At 44.4% G+C, this 18512-nt stretch carries 15 protein-coding genes; 9 read left to right on the forward strand and 6 right to left on the reverse strand.

From position 1 onward, the window contains the following. Window positions 1–17 precede the first annotated feature (17 nt). Together CHA6605_RS01825 and CHA6605_RS01830 are read right to left on the reverse strand one after the other, a co-directional pair. Window positions 18–1304, reverse strand: a complete 1287-nt coding sequence (locus CHA6605_RS01825; RefSeq protein WP_015157848.1) for a serine hydrolase — start codon at window positions 1302–1304, stop codon at window positions 18–20. A gap of 71 nt (window positions 1305–1375) precedes the next feature. Continuing rightward, window positions 1376–3049, reverse strand: coding sequence for a protein kinase domain-containing protein (locus tag CHA6605_RS01830; RefSeq protein ID WP_015157849.1), 1674 nt, complete (start codon window positions 3047–3049; stop codon window positions 1376–1378). Between the two features lie 279 nt (window positions 3050–3328). Here CHA6605_RS01830 and CHA6605_RS01835 point away from each other — a divergent pair, with 279 nt between their 5' ends. Next, window positions 3329–5689, forward strand: a complete 2361-nt coding sequence (locus tag CHA6605_RS01835; RefSeq protein WP_015157850.1) for an ATP-binding cassette domain-containing protein — start codon at window positions 3329–3331, stop codon at window positions 5687–5689. Between the two features lie 35 nt (window positions 5690–5724). Continuing rightward, window positions 5725–6630 (forward strand): hypothetical protein, encoded by a 906-nt coding sequence (locus CHA6605_RS01840; protein WP_015157851.1) that lies wholly within the window; start codon window positions 5725–5727, stop codon window positions 6628–6630. A gap of 68 nt (window positions 6631–6698) precedes the next feature. On the opposite strand, the gene CHA6605_RS01845 is transcribed toward CHA6605_RS01840, so the two are convergent. Both CHA6605_RS01845 and CHA6605_RS01850 read right to left on the reverse strand, forming a co-directional pair. Beyond that, window positions 6699–7076: a hypothetical protein gene (locus CHA6605_RS01845; RefSeq protein ID WP_015157852.1), complete on the reverse strand. Its 378-nt coding sequence runs from the start codon at window positions 7074–7076 to the stop codon at window positions 6699–6701. 222 nt (window positions 7077–7298) lie between these two features. Beyond that, window positions 7299–8495, reverse strand: coding sequence for a histidine kinase (locus CHA6605_RS01850; RefSeq protein ID WP_015157853.1), 1197 nt, complete (start codon window positions 8493–8495; stop codon window positions 7299–7301). Between the two features lie 403 nt (window positions 8496–8898). Here CHA6605_RS01850 and CHA6605_RS01855 point away from each other — a divergent pair, with 403 nt between their 5' ends. Beyond that, window positions 8899–10488, forward strand: coding sequence for a glycoside hydrolase family 57 protein (locus CHA6605_RS01855; protein ID WP_015157854.1), 1590 nt, complete (start codon window positions 8899–8901; stop codon window positions 10486–10488). Between the two features lie 184 nt (window positions 10489–10672). Here CHA6605_RS01855 and CHA6605_RS01860 read toward each other — a convergent pair whose 3' ends face one another. Beyond that, complete coding sequence (locus tag CHA6605_RS01860) at window positions 10673–10813, reverse strand: hypothetical protein (RefSeq protein ID WP_015157855.1); 141 nt, start codon at window positions 10811–10813, stop codon at window positions 10673–10675. Between the two features lie 209 nt (window positions 10814–11022). On the opposite strand from CHA6605_RS01860, the gene CHA6605_RS01865 reads away from it, so the two are divergent. The 4 genes from CHA6605_RS01865 to CHA6605_RS01880 all read left to right on the forward strand — a co-directional run bounded on the left by CHA6605_RS01865 (window position 11023) and on the right by CHA6605_RS01880 (window position 15616). Then, on the forward strand, window positions 11023–11853 hold the full coding sequence (locus CHA6605_RS01865; protein WP_015157856.1) for a class I SAM-dependent methyltransferase: 831 nt from the start codon (window positions 11023–11025) through the stop codon (window positions 11851–11853). A 79-nt stretch (window positions 11854–11932) separates the two neighbouring features. Then, on the forward strand, window positions 11933–13240 hold the full coding sequence (locus CHA6605_RS01870; RefSeq protein WP_015157857.1) for an ABC transporter substrate-binding protein: 1308 nt from the start codon (window positions 11933–11935) through the stop codon (window positions 13238–13240). 354 nt (window positions 13241–13594) lie between these two features. Further along, on the forward strand, window positions 13595–14542 hold the full coding sequence (locus CHA6605_RS01875) for a carbohydrate ABC transporter permease (RefSeq protein ID WP_015157858.1): 948 nt from the start codon (window positions 13595–13597) through the stop codon (window positions 14540–14542). A gap of 111 nt (window positions 14543–14653) precedes the next feature. After that, window positions 14654–15616 (forward strand): HEAT repeat domain-containing protein, encoded by a 963-nt coding sequence (locus tag CHA6605_RS01880; protein ID WP_015157859.1) that lies wholly within the window; start codon window positions 14654–14656, stop codon window positions 15614–15616. Here the strand turns inward: CHA6605_RS01880 and CHA6605_RS01885 are convergent, their stop codons facing one another. Continuing rightward, the gene (locus CHA6605_RS01885) at window positions 15617–16180 is read right to left on the reverse strand and encodes a Uma2 family endonuclease (RefSeq protein WP_015157860.1); all 564 of its coding nucleotides are present in this window, start codon (window positions 16178–16180) and stop codon (window positions 15617–15619) included. 139 nt (window positions 16181–16319) lie between these two features. On the opposite strand from CHA6605_RS01885, the gene CHA6605_RS01890 reads away from it, so the two are divergent. Together CHA6605_RS01890 and CHA6605_RS01895 are read left to right on the forward strand one after the other, a co-directional pair. Next, a complete protein-coding gene (locus tag CHA6605_RS01890; RefSeq protein WP_015157861.1) occupies window positions 16320–17207 on the forward strand; it encodes a carbohydrate ABC transporter permease in 888 nt (295 codons plus the stop codon). Window positions 17208–17292: 85 nt separating this feature from the next. Beyond that, complete coding sequence (locus CHA6605_RS01895) at window positions 17293–18462, forward strand: ABC transporter ATP-binding protein (protein WP_015157862.1); 1170 nt, start codon at window positions 17293–17295, stop codon at window positions 18460–18462. Window positions 18463–18512: the final 50 nt, after the last annotated feature.

The following is an 18512-nucleotide window of genomic DNA, read 5'->3' on the forward strand; positions in this document are numbered from 1 at the left end:
AAGGGAAGATCTGGTGTTTATTTAGATAATTGGCGCATTTGAGAGTAGACAAGTTTAGAAATTTCAGGGAAGATTTTTTTGTTCTTACTATAGGCATCATCATCACCAAATATTGCTAATACATAGCGAGTTTTGCCATCCTTACTTTTGATGAAGGCAACTTCTTGACGAGATGCTGATGTCCAACCTGCTTTGGAAACAATATTTTCAGTTTTTCCGACTGGTAACCCTTCTCCAAAAAAACTTTCAACTGGATTAAAATCAATGGGATTTGGAGGCTGTTTTTTCCAAAATCCAGGATCGACATTTCTACCCAGTAAACCTCTCATCTTTTTACTAGCTTCAAGACTAATAGATCGAGCATTGACAATTTCAGACATCAGCCTTGCTGCATCATTCGTAGTCAATTTATTACGAATTGGTCTTTGCAGATTATCGCCTCTCAATTGTCGATCAAAACCTTGAGGTTCCATAATCTTTTCTTGAGGAATTGGAAAGGTTTTTTGACTAACATTAATATCCTGACTGTAGCCAGCTTGACTAAAGAAAGCGTTCAATTGTTGTCGTTGTTGTTTGGCAATCGATAGTTCTGTGGCGGATAATTTATCTGAATTAGATTTGGTTTGAGTAATAGCATCTATTACTTGACTGGCACCTTGATTATCTGATTTATAAATCATCTGCTCGATCGCGGGACGCAAAACATTTCCATCTATTTCACCTTTATCGATTTTTTGATAAGCCGCAACCAACCAAAACATTTTCACTACACTAGCTGGATATCGATGAACATTACCTTGATAATCTGCTCGCTCGCCAGTTTGAGTATCTATTAAAGATATCGATAATGCCTGAAGTGGTAAGTTTTTATCTTTACTATATTTGACAATCCTATTTACTACTGATTCGAGCTTGGCACTAGGTTTTTTAAAGTTAGTCTGTCCGATTACTTGATAGGTGTCCGGCTGCTGTTTGCTCGGAACAGTAGGTTTTGTTGTAGCGGGAGTAGACGGTTGATTTTCTAAAGGAACAGATGATTGATTTGGGAGTGGAACGGATGGTTGATTCTGAGTGGGAGCGGTAGCAGTAACAGGCGGTGAGGGTACTAATACCGGAGGATTTGGAGATCGATCTGATGTGTACTCAGATCTACCTCGATCGAATAATGATAGCAACCCATAACCGAGAAAAAACATGCCAGCCATGCCACAAGCGATCGCCGCAATTGTCAGGTAAAATTTAACATTGGGTGGTAGTTTGGAGAAGGTATTAGCGATTCGATTGACTGTTTTTTTGTTTTTCATCTAAAATCAAACTTCTTCACTTTACGATTACAAAAAAATATTTATTAGATATTATTTAATTTAGGCCGCTATTAATTAAGTATTTTGTAATCAGTAATTTTTACTTTGCCATTCTCAAATTGCAAATCGTATCGGGCTTGCTTGGTACCACCAGACTGAGTTTTTTGTCCGTTTGATTTGTGCAAAGTTCGATACTCTGTGACCGTAACAAAGATAGTACCGCTATCGCCGCTAGATTCAAATCGATCGACCGAATCTATCCGCTGAACCCCAAAAGAATATTCAGCATTGTTTTTTTGCAGCCAATCTGCCGAACTCAAGCAATCATCAGGACGTCCATTACATGGCTCGGAAGATTTATCAACATTATCTCGATAGGCTTTCCCCGTCAATAAATCTGTACCGAGTTGTTTATTATATGGTGGGGCGAGTAAGCTGCGCTTATAGTTTAGCCATTGTTGGACTGTATTTAGAGCAGCTTCGCGCGAAATGTTGCTAGATATAGGAGTTGAAGTTGGACTGTTAGTAGGCGTTGGAGCTGGAGTATTAATCGGTGTTGGAGCCGGAGTATTAATTGGTGTTGGAGCTGGACTGTTAGTAGGTGTTGGAGCTGGATTATCGCTCGCCATTAGAGTTGGATTATTGCTTGCAGTTGGAGTTGGACTATTACTAGCAGTTGGAGTGGGATTATTACCTGCAAAGTATTTTCCTAAAACTAATCCACCAACAATCAATCCACCACCAATAATTACACCAACAATCGTCGCCACCATCGGATTGTTGCGATCGTTCATTCCTGTTTGAACGTTAGTAGAGCGATCTCGATCCTGTTGAGCTGGCGATAAAAGCTGTGTTGGCGCATCGATTGGTGTGGGAACTACCAAGGTTTTAGCAGGAGTAGCAGGTTGTCCGATTTGGGCTTGAGTGGGAGTTGAATTAGTTAACGCATGCAACATATCTTGCGCATTTTGATAGCGATAATTAGAGACAGGCTGAATCGCTTTATCTAAGATTGCGGCTAATTGTGGTGATATATTGGGAGCAAAAGATTGCCAGTTTAAATTACCCGTATGCGGATCGGTTTCAAACTCTGTTGGCATCATCCTAGTTAATAAATAAATTATCGTCAAACCCAGCGCGTAAATATCGCTAGCAAACATCGGACGACCAGACATCTGTTCTACGGGCATAAATCCGGGCGTTCCAATCACGATCGATTTACCAGTGTGTCCCGATGGTGTCATGATGGTACCCATGGTTTCTTTGACCGCACCGAAGTCAATTAACATAGGTTTATTATCTCGCTGGCGCACCATGATATTTTCTGGTTTAATATCCCTATGCACGATGCCACGTTGATGAACGTAGGAGAGAATGGGCAAAAGATCGGTTAGTAGTTGTCTGACTTGGGCTTCGGTAAATAAGCCTTGCGTTTGGAGCCGCTCGCCCAAAGTTTGACCATCGACATATTCTTGAACGAGATAATATTCTCCTCGATCGACAAAATAAGCATAGAGACTGGGAATCGTACCATTACTTTCCTTGCCCAAATTCTCTAAAGTAATTGCTTCTTGTTTAAATCGAGATTGAATCAGTTGTTGGGTTTGCGGATCTGTAGCTGTCGGGATTAATTTTTTGACCACACAATACGGGTGAGAAGGCATCAATGTATTGGTTGCTAAGTAGGTAGTACCAAACCCACCCTCACCGATTTTTCTAATAATTGGATAGGAATTTAGGGACATATTATAAATCGGTTGACAATTGACAATTAACGGTTAACCAGCCCTTCGGGCAAGGTAGAGGGCGCGATGAGCAGAAGGCAGAAGGTTGGTTTATCGGCAAGATGGAAAGTTTGATGCCATTCGATCTACCTTGCCCAACTGGGTACAAGCCTATACCAAATTTAAAATTTGGTGGTCTACAATTGGGTGTGGATCTGAATCTCCCACTAATTGTGCCTTCTGCTCATCACGCCTTCTGCCTTCTATCTTCTTCAATTTAATAATATACCTATCGATCGAATGACCGCCACACCCATGGTTTTTAGCAATCCATATTTACAAATTAATAATCGCGGTGAGATCCTTAACTTTGAACTCAATCGATCGCAGCATATCATCGGACGAGATCCAAGTTTAGCAGATCTGTTAGTACCGGATAGTTGGCAACTTATCTCCCGCAGCCAAGCAACATTGCGCCAAAATGGCGAGAATTATTATATTTTTGATGGCGATGGTAAAACACCAAGTAGCAATCGATTGTATCTCGATCGAGTATTAATTTCGCCGCAAATCGGCTGTCTGTTAGCACATGGGATGTGTGTCACCATCGGCTTAGATCCCGCCGCCATGATTCGAGTCACGTACATCAATCCTCGCGCCAGCAATATGCCTGTTACCAGCTTGGAGCAGAAATCTGTCTTGCTCGCCCAACCCGAAACAATTACCTTAGGGCGAGATGCTACTTGTACCATCCAACTCGATGCGCCGACGATTTCGCGCACCCACGCAACTATTCGCCAAGATGGTGCTGGTAGGTATATCTTACGCGACCTGAGTACCAATGGCGTGTTTGTCAATGAGCAACGAGTGAATAACTCTGCCATCGTCAGCGAGGGTGCGACAATTAGAATCGGCCCTTTTATGCTGATTGCTAGGAATGGCGAAATCCAACTCGTCGATACTGGCGATCGCATTCGGCTGGATGTCGATCGATTAGTCTTAGAAACCAGCGGCAAACGTCGCTTAGATAACCTCTCATTCGCCTTAGAACCAGGCCAACTCGTCGCGTTGGTGGGGGGGAGTGGTGCGGGTAAATCGACGCTGATGCGGACATTGTTGGGGATTGAAGCAGCGACTAGCGGGACTGTTTATATCAACGGTAGCGATTTGCGGCAAAACTTTAATATCTATCGAGATCGAATCGGTTATGTGCCTCAAGATGACATCATTCACATGGATTTGAGTGTCGAAGAAGTGTTAACTTATGCCGCAAAATTGCGGTTACCTTCAGATATCGATCTCAAAACAATCGTCGATCGAGCTTTAAATGATATTAAAATGACTCATCGTCGCAAAGCATCGATTAAAGATCTCAGCGGCGGACAAAGAAAACGGGTAAGTATCGGCGTCGAATTACTCGCAAATCCCAAACTATTCTTCTTAGATGAACCGACTTCTGGACTAGATCCGGGGTTGGATAAACAGATGATGGAACTGCTCAGAGATCTGGCTCACGATGGCCATCGCACTATCGTTCTCGTCACCCATGCTACTGCAAATATCACCGACTGCGATCGAATCGTATTTTTAGGTGCTGGTGGTAAATTATGTTATTTTGGCGATCCTAGCGAAGCTCTAAAATTTTTCGGAGTCACCGATTTTGCCAAGATTTATATTCAGCTCCAACAAGAAAGTGAAATCGATCGTTACGTCGAACTATATCGAAAATCTCCCTACTTTCAAAAGTATATCGCCAATACTTTCAATCCTCATGCGAATGCTCGAAATACCGCGCTCCCACCAACTGCCAAACAAGCTAATCCGCTCGCTCAGTTGCAGATCTTTACCCAACGTTATTTTAGCCTGATCGCTCGCGATCGAGTTAATTTAGGATTAGCTTTACTTACCGCACCAGTTAGTATTGGTTTACTCAGTCTCTCTTTACAAGACAAAGCCCCCTTTATTATCGGCGATACAGTCGATCCAGGATTATCCGCTTTAGCATTGCAAGTTTTATTCGTAATTACTTGTGCATCGCTGTGGGTAGGATTATCTAGTTCGGCGCAGGAAGTAGTCAAAGAATCGGCAATTTATTTAAGAGAACGATTGGTAAATCTCCGCTTGCGATCGTATTTAGGATCCAAATTTGGGGTGCTTGCCGCTCTAGCGATTGTCCAAACTATATTAATCGTCATCTCGATCTCGCTCGCCTTTAAATCTCCAGCTTCAACGCTAATTAATTGGCAAATAGGGATTTTTGTTAATACTTTCCTAACCCTAGTTGCTAGTTTTTCTCTAGGCTTATTAGTATCTACCGCTGTCAAGAATGGCAATCAAGCTAATGGCGCATTACCGCTATTATTACTACCCCAAATTATTTTTTCAGGGGTCTTATTCAAGCTCAAAGGCTTGAGTATTGGCATATCATATCTCATGTTAAGTCGCTGGGCGATCGGTGGTTATGGCACGATCTTCGATGTCAACAAATTATTACCAGATAGTCTCAAGACAGCCGCAATCGAAGATATGCCTTTCCCGACAGGTATTGCCTATCAACCTACTTGGCAGAACTTGAGTTTTAATTGGCTGATGTTATCAGCGCATATTGTTATGTATTTAGCGATAACTGCTTGGTTGCAGAAGAAAAAAGATATTTTATAGAAATTATCGCCTCGATTAAATTATAAATTAAATTAATGGCTCAGTATAAGCACGACAGGTTTTTTAAGTTCTACGTTCAAGCTTTATATAAAACTAAGGTTGAAACGCGCAAAGATATCAAAGTGATGAATGACGAAGATTTGGAAATCGATTGTATGTTTGTCGCCCAGTCTGATAAGTTTGGCTGGCAGCAGGAAGACTTAGGACTATTAGATCGACTGATGAAAAAGCATCCGACGATAATAGTAGAACACTACAGCGGGTATCTAAATCGCAAAAATCTCAACGTTTCCATCACTAGAAAAAATCTCTACTGGGAACCAATGGAAGCAGAATTAATCGAAGCTGCTCGTGTCGAGTTGAAACTGAAAAAATCCGAGCAGTTACCAGCGGATGCGAAAGCACAAATTGAAGTTCGGGAGCCGTTTACTTGGGTGTTAGCCGTGAATTGTGGCGATAAGTTATTGAATCTATGCGAGGCAAAGCCTTTAACTGAATATGGAGAAGGGGTGTATGAGCTGTCGAAGTTCCTACGGATGGGGATTGTGGTTATCGATCGATTGCCAGAGAGTGAAGATACGTTGTGGTTGAAGATGTTGGGAGATAAGGATTCGGCGCGTCGGGCATTTAGGGAAATCGAGCAGTTATCGCCACGGCGTCGGGAGAAAAATGATACAATTAATACTAGTCTCAAGTATTGTGTCTACTTACGGGGATTGCCTGTAGAAAGTTTGACGGAAGAGGAGCAAGAGTTTATGAGAACGATGGAACAGATTGATGCTTGGCTTGAGGCTGAAATTGCTGAAGCTCAAGAGCGAAAACAACAAGAAATTGCTTTCAATTTGTTGCGAAAAAATATTCCTTTAGAAGTTATTTCTGAGACAACAGGAGTATCGATCGAGTATTTACAATCCATGCTCTCTAAATTAGAAAATACCTAAACGATCGATCGAGTCAATAAATAGCGATCGAATGATTCCGATGTACAGAGTAGTTGATGATACATTTGCTATTCCTTGAACAACATATCTGAAACACTACCATTTTTTAAACAATATCTAAGTTCATCTATTGCTATATTCAAATTATAAATCAAAATTTTATCACTAGAGTATTTTTTAGCTAGTGATTCAAAAATGTGTAATAATTCTTTGCTAGGAAACTTGTCTGCTACGTTCTCAAAAAAAGCAACAACATGAGAAATCATGTTTTTATTATCACATGTCTGTAATAAACTTATTGTTTCTCTCTCATTATCTAATAGTAAGTCTTTTATTTTACTGTAGTAATGAATTGTGTCTGGATCGTTAACGTGCAGCTTTTCAATACGAGTAATTAATTCATTTATTTTTGATTTGAGTAAGTTGTCAGATTTATGTGTGTTCATTTATGAAGATTGACTTCAAGAAGTAGGGTGAGCAAATATATCTCTACAACTAAGTAGATGGGCGTAATTAAATATAAGATATCCCGTAGGGTGGGCATTGCCCACCAGCTAGGTTTCAGGCATAATCTATTTTATAAATAATTGCACCTAGCTACTTAAACCATAAAACGATCGAATTTGCCCACCATATCGACAAATTGACAGCCCAAAATCCAAAATCTCCTACCCCTGATAAACCAATAACGTAAAATTAAACACGCTACCTTTTCCAGGTGCAGATTCGACCCAGATTTGACCGTAATGAGCGCGGACGATTTGTTGACAAACTGATAAACCGATCCCATAACCAGATTGTGACAGATCCCGATCGAGTCTGACGCGATCTTGGAAAATTTGTTTTTGCTGCTCGACAGGGATGCCTAACCCACTATCGGCAATACTAACTTGAATAGTTTGCGCGGTACGATGGAGCGCGCTGATATGAATTTGGCCGCCAGTTGGTGTATATTTACTGGCATTATCTAACAGATTGGAGATCGTTTGGCGCAGTTTATCTACATCGCCATAAACGAAGGGAATATCTTGAGGAATATCGGTAGTGACAACTTGAGATTTGAGTTGAAATTGTGGATCTAATTGCGAAACTACTACCGAAATTAGTTCCATCAGATCGAGTTTTTGGGGATGGAGAGCTAAGACTGTGGGTGTTGCTAATGGTTGTAAAATATCGGTGACCAATCGATCGATCGATTGTAGCTGCGTGCGCGCGCGTTCGATCAGTTTCGCGATCGTGGCTGGCTCCAAAGAATTGGCGCGATAATCCTGTGGATTATGGATGATTTCTAGCGTACCCAAGGCTAATGCGGCGGCGGTGAGCGGGTTTCGCAGATCGTGAGCCAATACCGACATCGCGCGATCTTGCAATTTTAATCGATCGAGTAACTGTTCTTTTTCTTGCTTGAGTGTAAAAATCTCATCAGTTAACTTAATCATTTTGCTCACATAGCCCAGTGAGTCACTTAATTGCAACTGTTGGGTTTTGGGCGCAGGCGAGGCAGAATTTACAGATTCGCCATAATTAGTTAAAATATCATCCGATCCCGAAACTAGTTCTTCTTGCCACCGTTCCCACCAGTTATCGATCTGATCGATCAAATTGCTACCAGCTAAAATCTGGCGCGGTGTCGGATACAGCTTTAGCAGTGCTGGCGTGGCAATTACCCGATAGTGCTCTGCTAAATCTGGCTGCTTACCAACATCGACAACTTGTAGCTCGAAAGCATCTTGGGCGTTGAGAATCGCTAACTTGTCGCGGATTTCCTGATTTTGGACGTAACTAGTCATCCGTTCGTCGAGGAACAGCAAAAGTTGTAATGATTTTGGCAGATTACTAGATGGCAAATAGCGATCGGTTGACATTCATTCTCGTTGGCGTAGCCTCTCCTATAGAGAATCGAAAGCTAAGTTCGGACATTGGTGGTAGTTTAGATCGAACCCAACCCAAGTATGAACCGAATCTTGATTTTTGTTAACAAATAGTTCATATTTTGTAAAAAAATGTAACCAATCGATCGTCAAGAGCGATTACTCACATTAGGGATTGCAGAGCAGTAGATAGAGATTGTGGATTGCGGATTGCGGGTTGCGGATTGAGATATTGTTACCCATTACCCATTCACCTATCTACTCCCTCTCTCCCCGTCCCCTCGTCCCCAACTCCAAATAAATAACAAGTAACAAATAAAAGACAACGCAAAGCTTAAGATAATATTAACGGTAGTGTCTTACTATCTGCCACTCGCTGTCCCCACACGCTATTCCTATGAGTACTCCGCTCGGTTATGTTGCGTTAGTCTTACACGCTCATCTCCCTTTTGTCCGTCACCCTGAGAGCGATTTTGTCCTCGAAGAAGAATGGCTGTATGAAGCCATTACAGAAACCTATATTCCCCTACTCCACGTTTTTGAGGGATTGAAACGGGACGGAATCGATTTTAAAATCACCATGAGCATGACACCGCCATTGGTGTCGATGTTGCGAGATCCCCTACTCCAAGATCGTTATGACGAACATCTGGCTAAGTTAGAAGAACTAGCCCAAAAAGAGGTTGACAGCAACGAACACAACGGTCACCTCAAGTACCTCGCCGAGTACTATGTCAAAGAATTTGCTGCCACCCGGAAAACATGGGAACGACACGATCGCGATTTGATCGGTGCATTTAAAGGATTTTTAGATAGCAACAACCTCGAAATTATTACCTGTGGTGCGACTCACGGTTATTTACCGTTGATGAAGATGTACCCAGAGGCGGTATGGTCGCAAATTCGCGTCGCGTGCGAACATTATGAAGAAAACTTCGGGCGTGCGCCCAAAGGGATTTGGTTACCAGAATGTGCCTACTACGAAGGTTTGGAACGGATGCTGGCGGATGCTGGTTTGCGCTACTTCCTCACCGACGGACATGGCATCCTTTATGCGCGTCCCCGTCCTCGCTACGGTAACTACGCTCCTATCTTTACCGAAACTGGTGTAGCCGCATTCGGACGCGATCACGAGTCCTCACAGCAAGTATGGTCGTCGATGGTGGGTTATCCCGGCGCGCCAGAGTATCGCGAATTTTATAAAGATTTGGGTTGGGATGCCGATTACGACTACATTAAGCCGTACATCATGCCCAACGGTCAACGGAAGAATATCGGGATTAAATACCACAAGATTACTTCCAAAACTGGTGGCGAAAAGGCTCTCTACGATCCGTATTGGGCAAAGGAAAAAGCCTCAGATCATGCCGCCAACTTTATGTACAATCGCCAGCAACAGGTATCTAACCTGGCGGGGATGATGAAACGTCCCCCACTGGTAGTGTCGCCCTACGATGCCGAGTTATTCGGGCATTGGTGGTATGAAGGCCCTTGGTTCATCGACTTCCTATTCCGCAAATCTTGGTACGATCAGGGTACCTATGGGATGACGCATTTAGCCGATTATCTGCGCGCTCAACCCACTCAGCAAGTCTGTCGTCCGTCCCAGTCTAGCTGGGGTTATAAAGGTTTCCACGAGTACTGGTTGAATGAAACCAATGCCTGGGTTTATCCTCACCTCCATAAAGGTGCCGAACGGATGATCGAATTGGCACGGATGGAACCAGAGGACGAATTGCAGTGGCGCGCGCTCAATCAAGCCGCCCGCGAAATCTTACTCGCTCAATCTTCCGACTGGGCATTTATCATGCGAACTGGGACGATGGTACCGTATGCAATCCGACGCACGCGATCGCATTTAGTGCGTTTCCACAAACTCTATGACGATCTCCAAGAGCGCAAAGTCGATAGTGGCTGGCTGGAAAAGGTAGAAACAATGGATAACATTTTCCCTAGTATCAACTACCGGACTTATCGCCCATTGTAGGAATAGTAGATAGTGGATAGTGGATAGTGGATAGTTATTTATATGTGGTAAGCACATTATCATCTCTTCCTAACACTATTTCTACAGAGCGATGCTGCGATCGGGAACTCCAATCGGATCGCTCCAGAAATTTGCGGAGACACAAGCTCCACTGGCTATTCACTATCCACCATCCACTTAAAAATTAAGGGTTAATTACACCAGAGAAAAGACCGACTAGAATCAGAGTTAGTGGCAGTAAAATTAAAATGCCATTAATGGTAGTACCGATCGAAGGCGTGATGTTATCTGGAGGATTTAGCTCGGAAGCGTGACTGCTAGCCATAATTGTATGTTACCTGAGAATCTAATGTTTATGCTTTAATATTGGACGATCGACCCGTAATCCACATCGCTCGATCGAAAGACACTAGCGATAAAAAGATCTTCCAAAATGAATATCTAATCTGGAAGTGCTAAGAAATATGTAGATTCGATCGCGCTCGCCCACAGCTACACATTACTGATACCTGGACTGGAGGAGGATGAGAGAGCTTGGCAAATTATGACGAAATTCTCAACTGGTATCAAACATTCACGCCCAATCCAGAGCAACGAAAAAATTGGTATGGATCTGTTGCCGAAACTTACGATCGAGTACGGCCAAAATACGATCGAGCATTCTTAGCACGCGCACTTGCCGTAGCTGAAGTCCCCCAACACGGTCGAATTTTAGAAATAGGCTGCGGCCCAGGTACGGCAACGCGATCGTTAGCACAAATGGGGTATTATGTCGTCGCTCTAGAACCAAGTTTAGAGGCTTGTGAGATCGCTCGTCAGCATGTAGCCGCATATGCCAATGTCGAAATTATTAATACCAATTTTGAAGAATGGGAGCCGGAAAATCGATCGTTCGATGCAATTTTGGCAGCAACTTCTTGGCATTGGGTCGCTCCAGACCATAAACACTTAAAAGTAGCATTTGTACTCAAAGATCGCGGCGCGCTTGTATTATTGTGGAATAGTGCCATGCAGCCACCCAGCCACATTTTCGCGCATTTAGCTGAAGTTATCGAAGGCGATCTGCCTACTTTCGCCACTTTTAAAGACCGAGATACCGAACTGAGCGAAATTAGAGTCTTTGCCACAATCGCGATCGAGTCGGGACTATTTGTAAATTTAATTGAAGAATATCGATCGCACCAAGTGGATTACTCGATCGATGATTATCTGCAACTTTTAACTACTTACTCACCCTGGATCGCGCTAGCCCCAGAGCGGAGGCGAGAACTATTAGAGAGTTTGAGAATTTTACTGGCACAAAAATGTGGCGATCTCATTCCACTGGCTTATGTTTCGATTTTTCATGTTGCCAGTAAGAGGTAGATGGGTGGATGAGCGAAATGAATCCACGCTAAGATCGATAGACAATCGGTGAAGACTGCTGCCGATATCGGAGGATAATATGCCTCAATATTTCAAGTTACTTGGATTGGTAGCTCCACTGCTACTATCGATCGGTAGTTGTAGCGGCAAAGCTCCAGCGCGTCAAGGCGTTCTGCGCGTGTGGGCGCATTCTGGGCAAGCTGCCGAGCGACAGGTGCTAGAGCAACAAGTGCGGCGATTCAATCAGGCTCAAAAGAGCACCACAGTTGAATTAACTTTCGTGCCCGAAGGCTCTTACAACGCGCAAGTGCAGGCGGCAGCTTTATCGAAAGATTTGCCAGATGTGCTCGAATTTGACGGGCCATTTATTTATAACTACGTCTGGCAACAAAATCTCGTCCCGATGGATGGGTTGATTTCGGCGTCAGTCAAGCAAGATTTATTGCCCTCAATTCTCCAGCAAGGTACCTATGGCGGACGCTTGTATTCGATCGGTACTTTTGACTCTGGATTGGGTCTATATGCCCGCCGCAGCCAGCTTCAAGCCGCTGGGATTAGAATTCCCACCGGGACGCAAGATGCGTGGACTGTAGCCGAATTCGATCGAGCATTGGCAACTTTGGCCGCTAAAGATCCCGATAAACAAGTCCTCGATCTCAAGCTCAATTATCGCGGTGAATGGGCGACATACGGCTTCTCACCGATTATTCAGTCAGCAGGAGGAGATTTAATCGATCGATCTGACTATCGCACCGCAGCGGGCATCCTCAATAGTCCTGCCGCCGTCGCCGCCATGCAGTCAGTCCAAAATTGGTTTAATAAGGGCTATGTAGACCCCAATATCGATGATGCAGCATTTATCAGCGGTCGAGTCGCCCTCTCTTGGGTGGGACACTGGGCGTATAAAGATTACGCCAAAGCCATCGGCACAGATTTGGTCGTATTGCCCTTACCCAACTTTGGCCAAGGCTCCAAAACAGCCCAAGGCTCCTGGAATTGGGGCATAACTACCAATTGCCCGAATCGGGAATGCCAAAAATCGGCGATGAAGTTCCTCGAATTCTTACTCCAACCAGAGGAGGTATTAGCAATGGCAAATGTCAACGGTGCGGTACCTGGCACCAAACGCGCGATCGCAAAATCTCAACTCTACGCGCCCAACGGCCCCCTGCGCTTATTTTCAGCCCAACTACTAGCAGGCGCAACCGTCCCGCGTCCGCAAACCCCAGCCTACCCAGTAATTACCTCTGCTTTTCAGGAAGCATTTGCCAACATTCGCAACGGTTTACCCGTGAAAATGGCACTAGATAAGGCGGCAACAACGATCGATGTCGATCTGCAAGACAACCAAAATTATCCGACTGCGAACTATGGGATGGTCAAATAATGCCAAATCCGGTTGGCACACGTCAGCTATCTTGCCCTCACCCCCAGCCCCTCTCCCAAACTTGGGAGAGGGGAGCCGGAGCCGCAGGATCTGGCGGGGTGAGGGCAAGGGATTTCGATTTCAAAAGAAGGTGTTACCGAGCGGATTGGGGTCAATCACATTCATAGAGCTAATCTAGCTAACCTCAGCACCGCCACCGATTGAAATGGGAGCTAAATGATAGGACTGATTAACTAGTCCGCGCAGGCGGACTTTGCATCACCAGCCGAGACTTCAGTCTCCAGGCATTTATTATCCCGTTGGCGTAGCCTCTCCGTTAGAAGCAACTGACGTTAATCTAGCCAGGTAAAGCACATGCACAGTAATTCGAGCCACGCAATCCAAAATCCAAAATCCAAAATCCAAAATCCAAAACCAACAAAGGATGATACCCAAACAGCTTTGCTAATGGCTGCGCCTGCTTTACTCGGTTTGCTGCTATTCGTTGCGCTGCCATTTTTATTAGCATTAATCATCTCCTTTACCAACCTCCGCCTCGGTTCGCCGCTACCGCTTCAGTTTTTGGGGTTAGAACAGTATCGCCGCGTGTGGCTAGATCCGAATTTTCGACAGGCGATGTTGAATAACGGCTTGTTTGCGCTGGTAATGGTGCCCGTGCAGACAGCATTAGCTCTAGGACTGGCTCTACTCCTAAATCGATCGCTACCTGGAATTGCGATCTTTCGGACGATTTTCTTTATGCCAGTAGTTTTCCCGATGGCTCTGGTGGCAGTCATCTGGACGATTATTTATGCGCCAGGTGCCAACGGGATGATGAATGCCCTACTCTCATCGGTAACATTCGGGCTGTGGCAGCCGAGAGACTTTTTAAACGACCCCGCACTAGCCTTACCTGCAATTATGCTGCTATCTTTGTGGCAGGGCGCGGGGTTTCAGATGGTGATTATTCTAGCGGGGTTGCAGTCGATTCCGATCGCATTATATGAAGCCGCCGCGATCGATGGTAGTAATAAATGGAATCAGTTTCGATACATCACCGTCCCACAACTACGGAATACATTAATCTTTGTGATGTTGGTCACCTCGATTCTATCATTTCGCCTATTCGATCAAATCCAAATCATGACCCAAGGCGGCCCCAATGGATCGACGACGACGGTGATGTACGAAGCAGTCAAGGCATCATTCGAGCAGCAAAAAATGGCTAAAGGTGCCGCAATGACGGTGATATTTTTCGCGATCGTGTTGGTAATTACCACGTTGCAACGGTTTTTAGTACCAGAAGAAAGCTCGATCGATTGAATAACTTCTTTCTTTATTTCCAGATATCACTTCGCATTGGTATGAGATCGATAAAGTTTCTGTATAATAAGCAATTAGACCTCAATGTAACAATAATTTTTCTAGAATGCTATGCAAGTTGAGTGGGGAGAGTTATCGGCAGAGATTGGGGCAGTTAATTTCTATGAGACTCAGTTAGGGTTAAATGCGATCGAAACACTTCTTGGCGAGGATTTCTTTATCCAAGCTGTTAAGTGCTGCATCAGTTTAGAAGAAGGTTGGCTTTTAGCAGAAGGAGTGTTAAGAATTCTCAGACCTTTGGGCATGAAACATTGCTATCACATCTACAAAACTAGCCATGACATTGAAGAGAGACGAAATGGGGTATCTCTTCTAAAATACACTTCCGATCGGAAAGTTTTAGAATATATTCCTGAGTTCCTTGCCGATCCAGATGAGCATATACAAAGATCTGTCATCGAAATTCTAGACCAAATGTTGTTCTGGCGTGCAATTGACTACGAAGATATAATTCCTATCTTGGAATCAGCAGCCAATCATCCTAATAAAGAAGTACGAAGACTCGCAATTGGCACAGTCAATGAAGAGACAATTCAGGGTATGACAGACTTTACCGCAAATCTTGTGGATGTGCTTCGGAAAGAACTATATCAGTGGAAAAGACGCTTAAAATTTGAAACAATTCATGGCTTAGATCTGCGCTGTGTTCCCTGGTATGGGCGATTGGAATTAAGTTTTCTCACAGCGCAAGAAGATTTTGATCTATCTGAAGCTTATAGTGATGAGTACTATTGCAGATGGAGATTAAATAATTTGCCATGTTGTGAATCCGAAATCGAGGCTGTGGGCAAGTGGATGGAAAGAGAGTTCGATAAATCTGGCACATCATTACAGTACCTAGAAATATTTCTTTCTGCTTGTGTAACAGCATTAAAATCCTCACAGATTCAGAAAATTTTACGCAAGTATAATCTCTCGCAAAATTTTCAAATAACTGTCTTTAGTCCTAACTCTTCTTTTCCAAGGAGAAATTTCTATACAACTCTTGTTAGTTCAAGCGACGTTGGCGATTAGTCATGAAGATCGATTAACTTCAAACAAGCGTCTCACCTCGATCGAGATACTTGGAAAGGCTAAAGGTGAAATATTTCCATCCTGAAAGTTGTTGACAGTTCGATAACCAGACGGTGAAGGATCTCGAAAAACAGTAAGCTGTAAATCCTGGAGATTTACCACCCAATATTCGGGAATTTCGGACTGCGCATAGACGATTTGTTTATCACCAAGATCGTATTTGAGGGTGGTGTAAGAATACTCAACTAACCACAAGATATTTTCGGGATAAGGATGATGCTCTAGGTAAACAGTATCCAGCGGTTGGACGATTGCCAGATCTGGCTGTGGCTCAGAACCGTTAGGCAAGGTGACGGGGCGACTTTCGCGAACTTGAGCTTGTCCTAACAGAAGACCGCGCAGGATTTGGGCGGTGCGATCGCTAAAATAAACATGGGGTTCTCCTTCTGGTGGCATCAGGATCAGATCTCCCCGCAATAATTCTAGATTTTGGCCATCAAAAATACCTGAGTCGATCGCCTGATGGTATCGATCGATCGTCCATTTATAGGTTGCAATCGTCATCATTTGCCCTCTCAAGTATTGATGTATCATCACTCTAACAGATTTTAGATCGCTGGAAAACAGCCTCAGATCGCCCCCTCCCCCTTGATGTAGCGGCAATGGTTGTTAGGATGGGTTTAAATACGCTGGAGATCGTATCATGCCCGATTTTCATTCCCAAAGGCTGCACCAACAAAATCAACCAGATCGGGTCGCAACTCGATCGAGTACTGGCGTCATAGTTAGCTATCTGTTGCTAACTGCCCTCGCATTGCTATTTATCGCCCCGATCGCGTTTATGCTGGTGGCTAGCTTCAAGCCCGATGACTTAGTGCTATCCCAAGCGGGAACGATCCAAGGATTTATCCCCGTACCAGCTTCGACCCAAAATTATCAAGATGTATTCGATCGAGTTAATTTCAGTCAATTTTTTCTTAATTCAATCCTGATTACTAGCCTAGTCGTCTTGGCAGGATTATTAGTCAATTCGCTGGCAGGTTATGCGTTTGCCCGACTGCGATGGCGGGGACGAAGCACTCTGTTATTAATAGTATTAGCATTGATGATTATTCCGTTTGAAGCGATCGCGGTACCGTTATTTTTTCAGATTACGCTTTTGGGTTGGCGCAATACTTATTTAGCTCAAATATTGCCTTTTATCGCCAATGCTTTCTCGATTTATTTGTTCTACACATTTTTTGTAGCCTTACCCAAAGAACTCGAAGAAGCAGCCCGAATCGACGGGGCAAGTACGATCCGAACTTTTTTTGAAATTATCGTGCCGATCTCCAAACCAGTTTTTGCAACGGTGGCAATTCTCACTTTTCTGACTCAATGGGGGTCGTTTCTCTGGCCGTCAATGGTGACGATCGACGAGCGAGTTCGACCTTTACCAGTCGCGATCGCGTCTTTTCAAACCCTACCTCCAATTCAGTGGGGAGATATTATGAGCTTTGGAGTGATGATGGTAGCACCGATTTTAATTGTGTTTTTGGCATTCCAAAAGTGGTTTGTAGCTGGGGTGGCATCTACAGGAACTAAAGGATAGTTGATAGTTGATAGTTGATAGTTGATAACTTTTCGTTTATCTCCGTCCCCTCTTCCGATTAAAACCAGGCAAGGAGTACCAAGTTATGGCAACAGTACAATTCGATCGAGTATTTAAAATGTATGCTAACGGGCATAGTGCGATTAAAGACTTATCGCTAGAAATTGCCGATGGGGAATTTCTGGTCTTTGTCGGCCCTTCGGGGTGTGGGAAATCGACGGCATTGCGGATGCTAGCGGGCTTAGAAGATATTTCGGCGGGCAAGATTCTCATTGGAGATCGAGTAGTGAATCAATACACGCCCCAACAGCGGAATATTGCGATGGTGTTTCAGAATTACGCGCTGTATCCGCACATGACAGTGCGCCAAAATTTGGAATTTCCGCTACGGATGTTGAAACTCGCGCCCAGGCAGATGGCCGCACTGGTGCGGGAAGCTGCCGAAAAACTCAGCTTGGTGGAATTGCTCGATCGCAAGCCCAAACAGCTCTCTGGGGGGCAACGGCAGCGGGTGGCAATGGGACGGGCGATCGTTCGCGATCCGGCGGTATTTCTGATGGACGAACCGCTCTCCAATCTCGATGCCAAGATGCGATCGCAAATTCGGACGGAGATTACCACCCTACAACAGCGGATGGGGACGACGACTGTATATGTCACCCACGACCAGGTTGAGGCGATGACGATGGGCGATCGAGTGGCGGTGATGCAGGGGGGTAAATTACAGCAAGTCAGCTCGCCACAAGACCTATACGACCGCCCTGCGAACATATTTGTGGCAGGTTTTATCGGTTCGCCTGCGATGAATATCTTTCGGAGTCGATTGAGTAAGGACGAGCGCGGTAGCTGGTCGATCGATTTTGGGGGCAAACCTCTAGCTCTCCCCGCCAGTCTCGTCCAACAATACCAACATTTAGATTGGCATCTAGGACAGATTTTAGTAGGTATTCGTCCCGAAGCTTTTACGGTGGCTAGTGCTGGCGATGCCAACTCCATTAACGTCGAGGTGAAAACGGTAGAAGTACTCGGTCATGAGACGATCGTCTATGCTATGGCTTCGATCGACATTATTGACACGGACGCAGCTAGTCAGCCAAATGGCAGCAGCCAAACACCAACCACCGAAACACATAGCTCGCTCCTGGCCGCACGCATTGCATCATCCCAGACGATTCAAACCGGACAGCCACTGACTTTGAGTGTGGATAGCAGTAAATTATATTTATTCTCGATCGATGGCGATCTCATTGAGTGAATCAACCACCGCCACACGATCTGCATAGATTCGCTCGATCGGTTGAAGGT

The sequence above is a fragment of the Chamaesiphon minutus PCC 6605 genome (genome assembly GCF_000317145.1).
GTDB lineage: Bacteria > Cyanobacteriota > Cyanobacteriia > Cyanobacteriales > Chamaesiphonaceae > Chamaesiphon > Chamaesiphon minutus.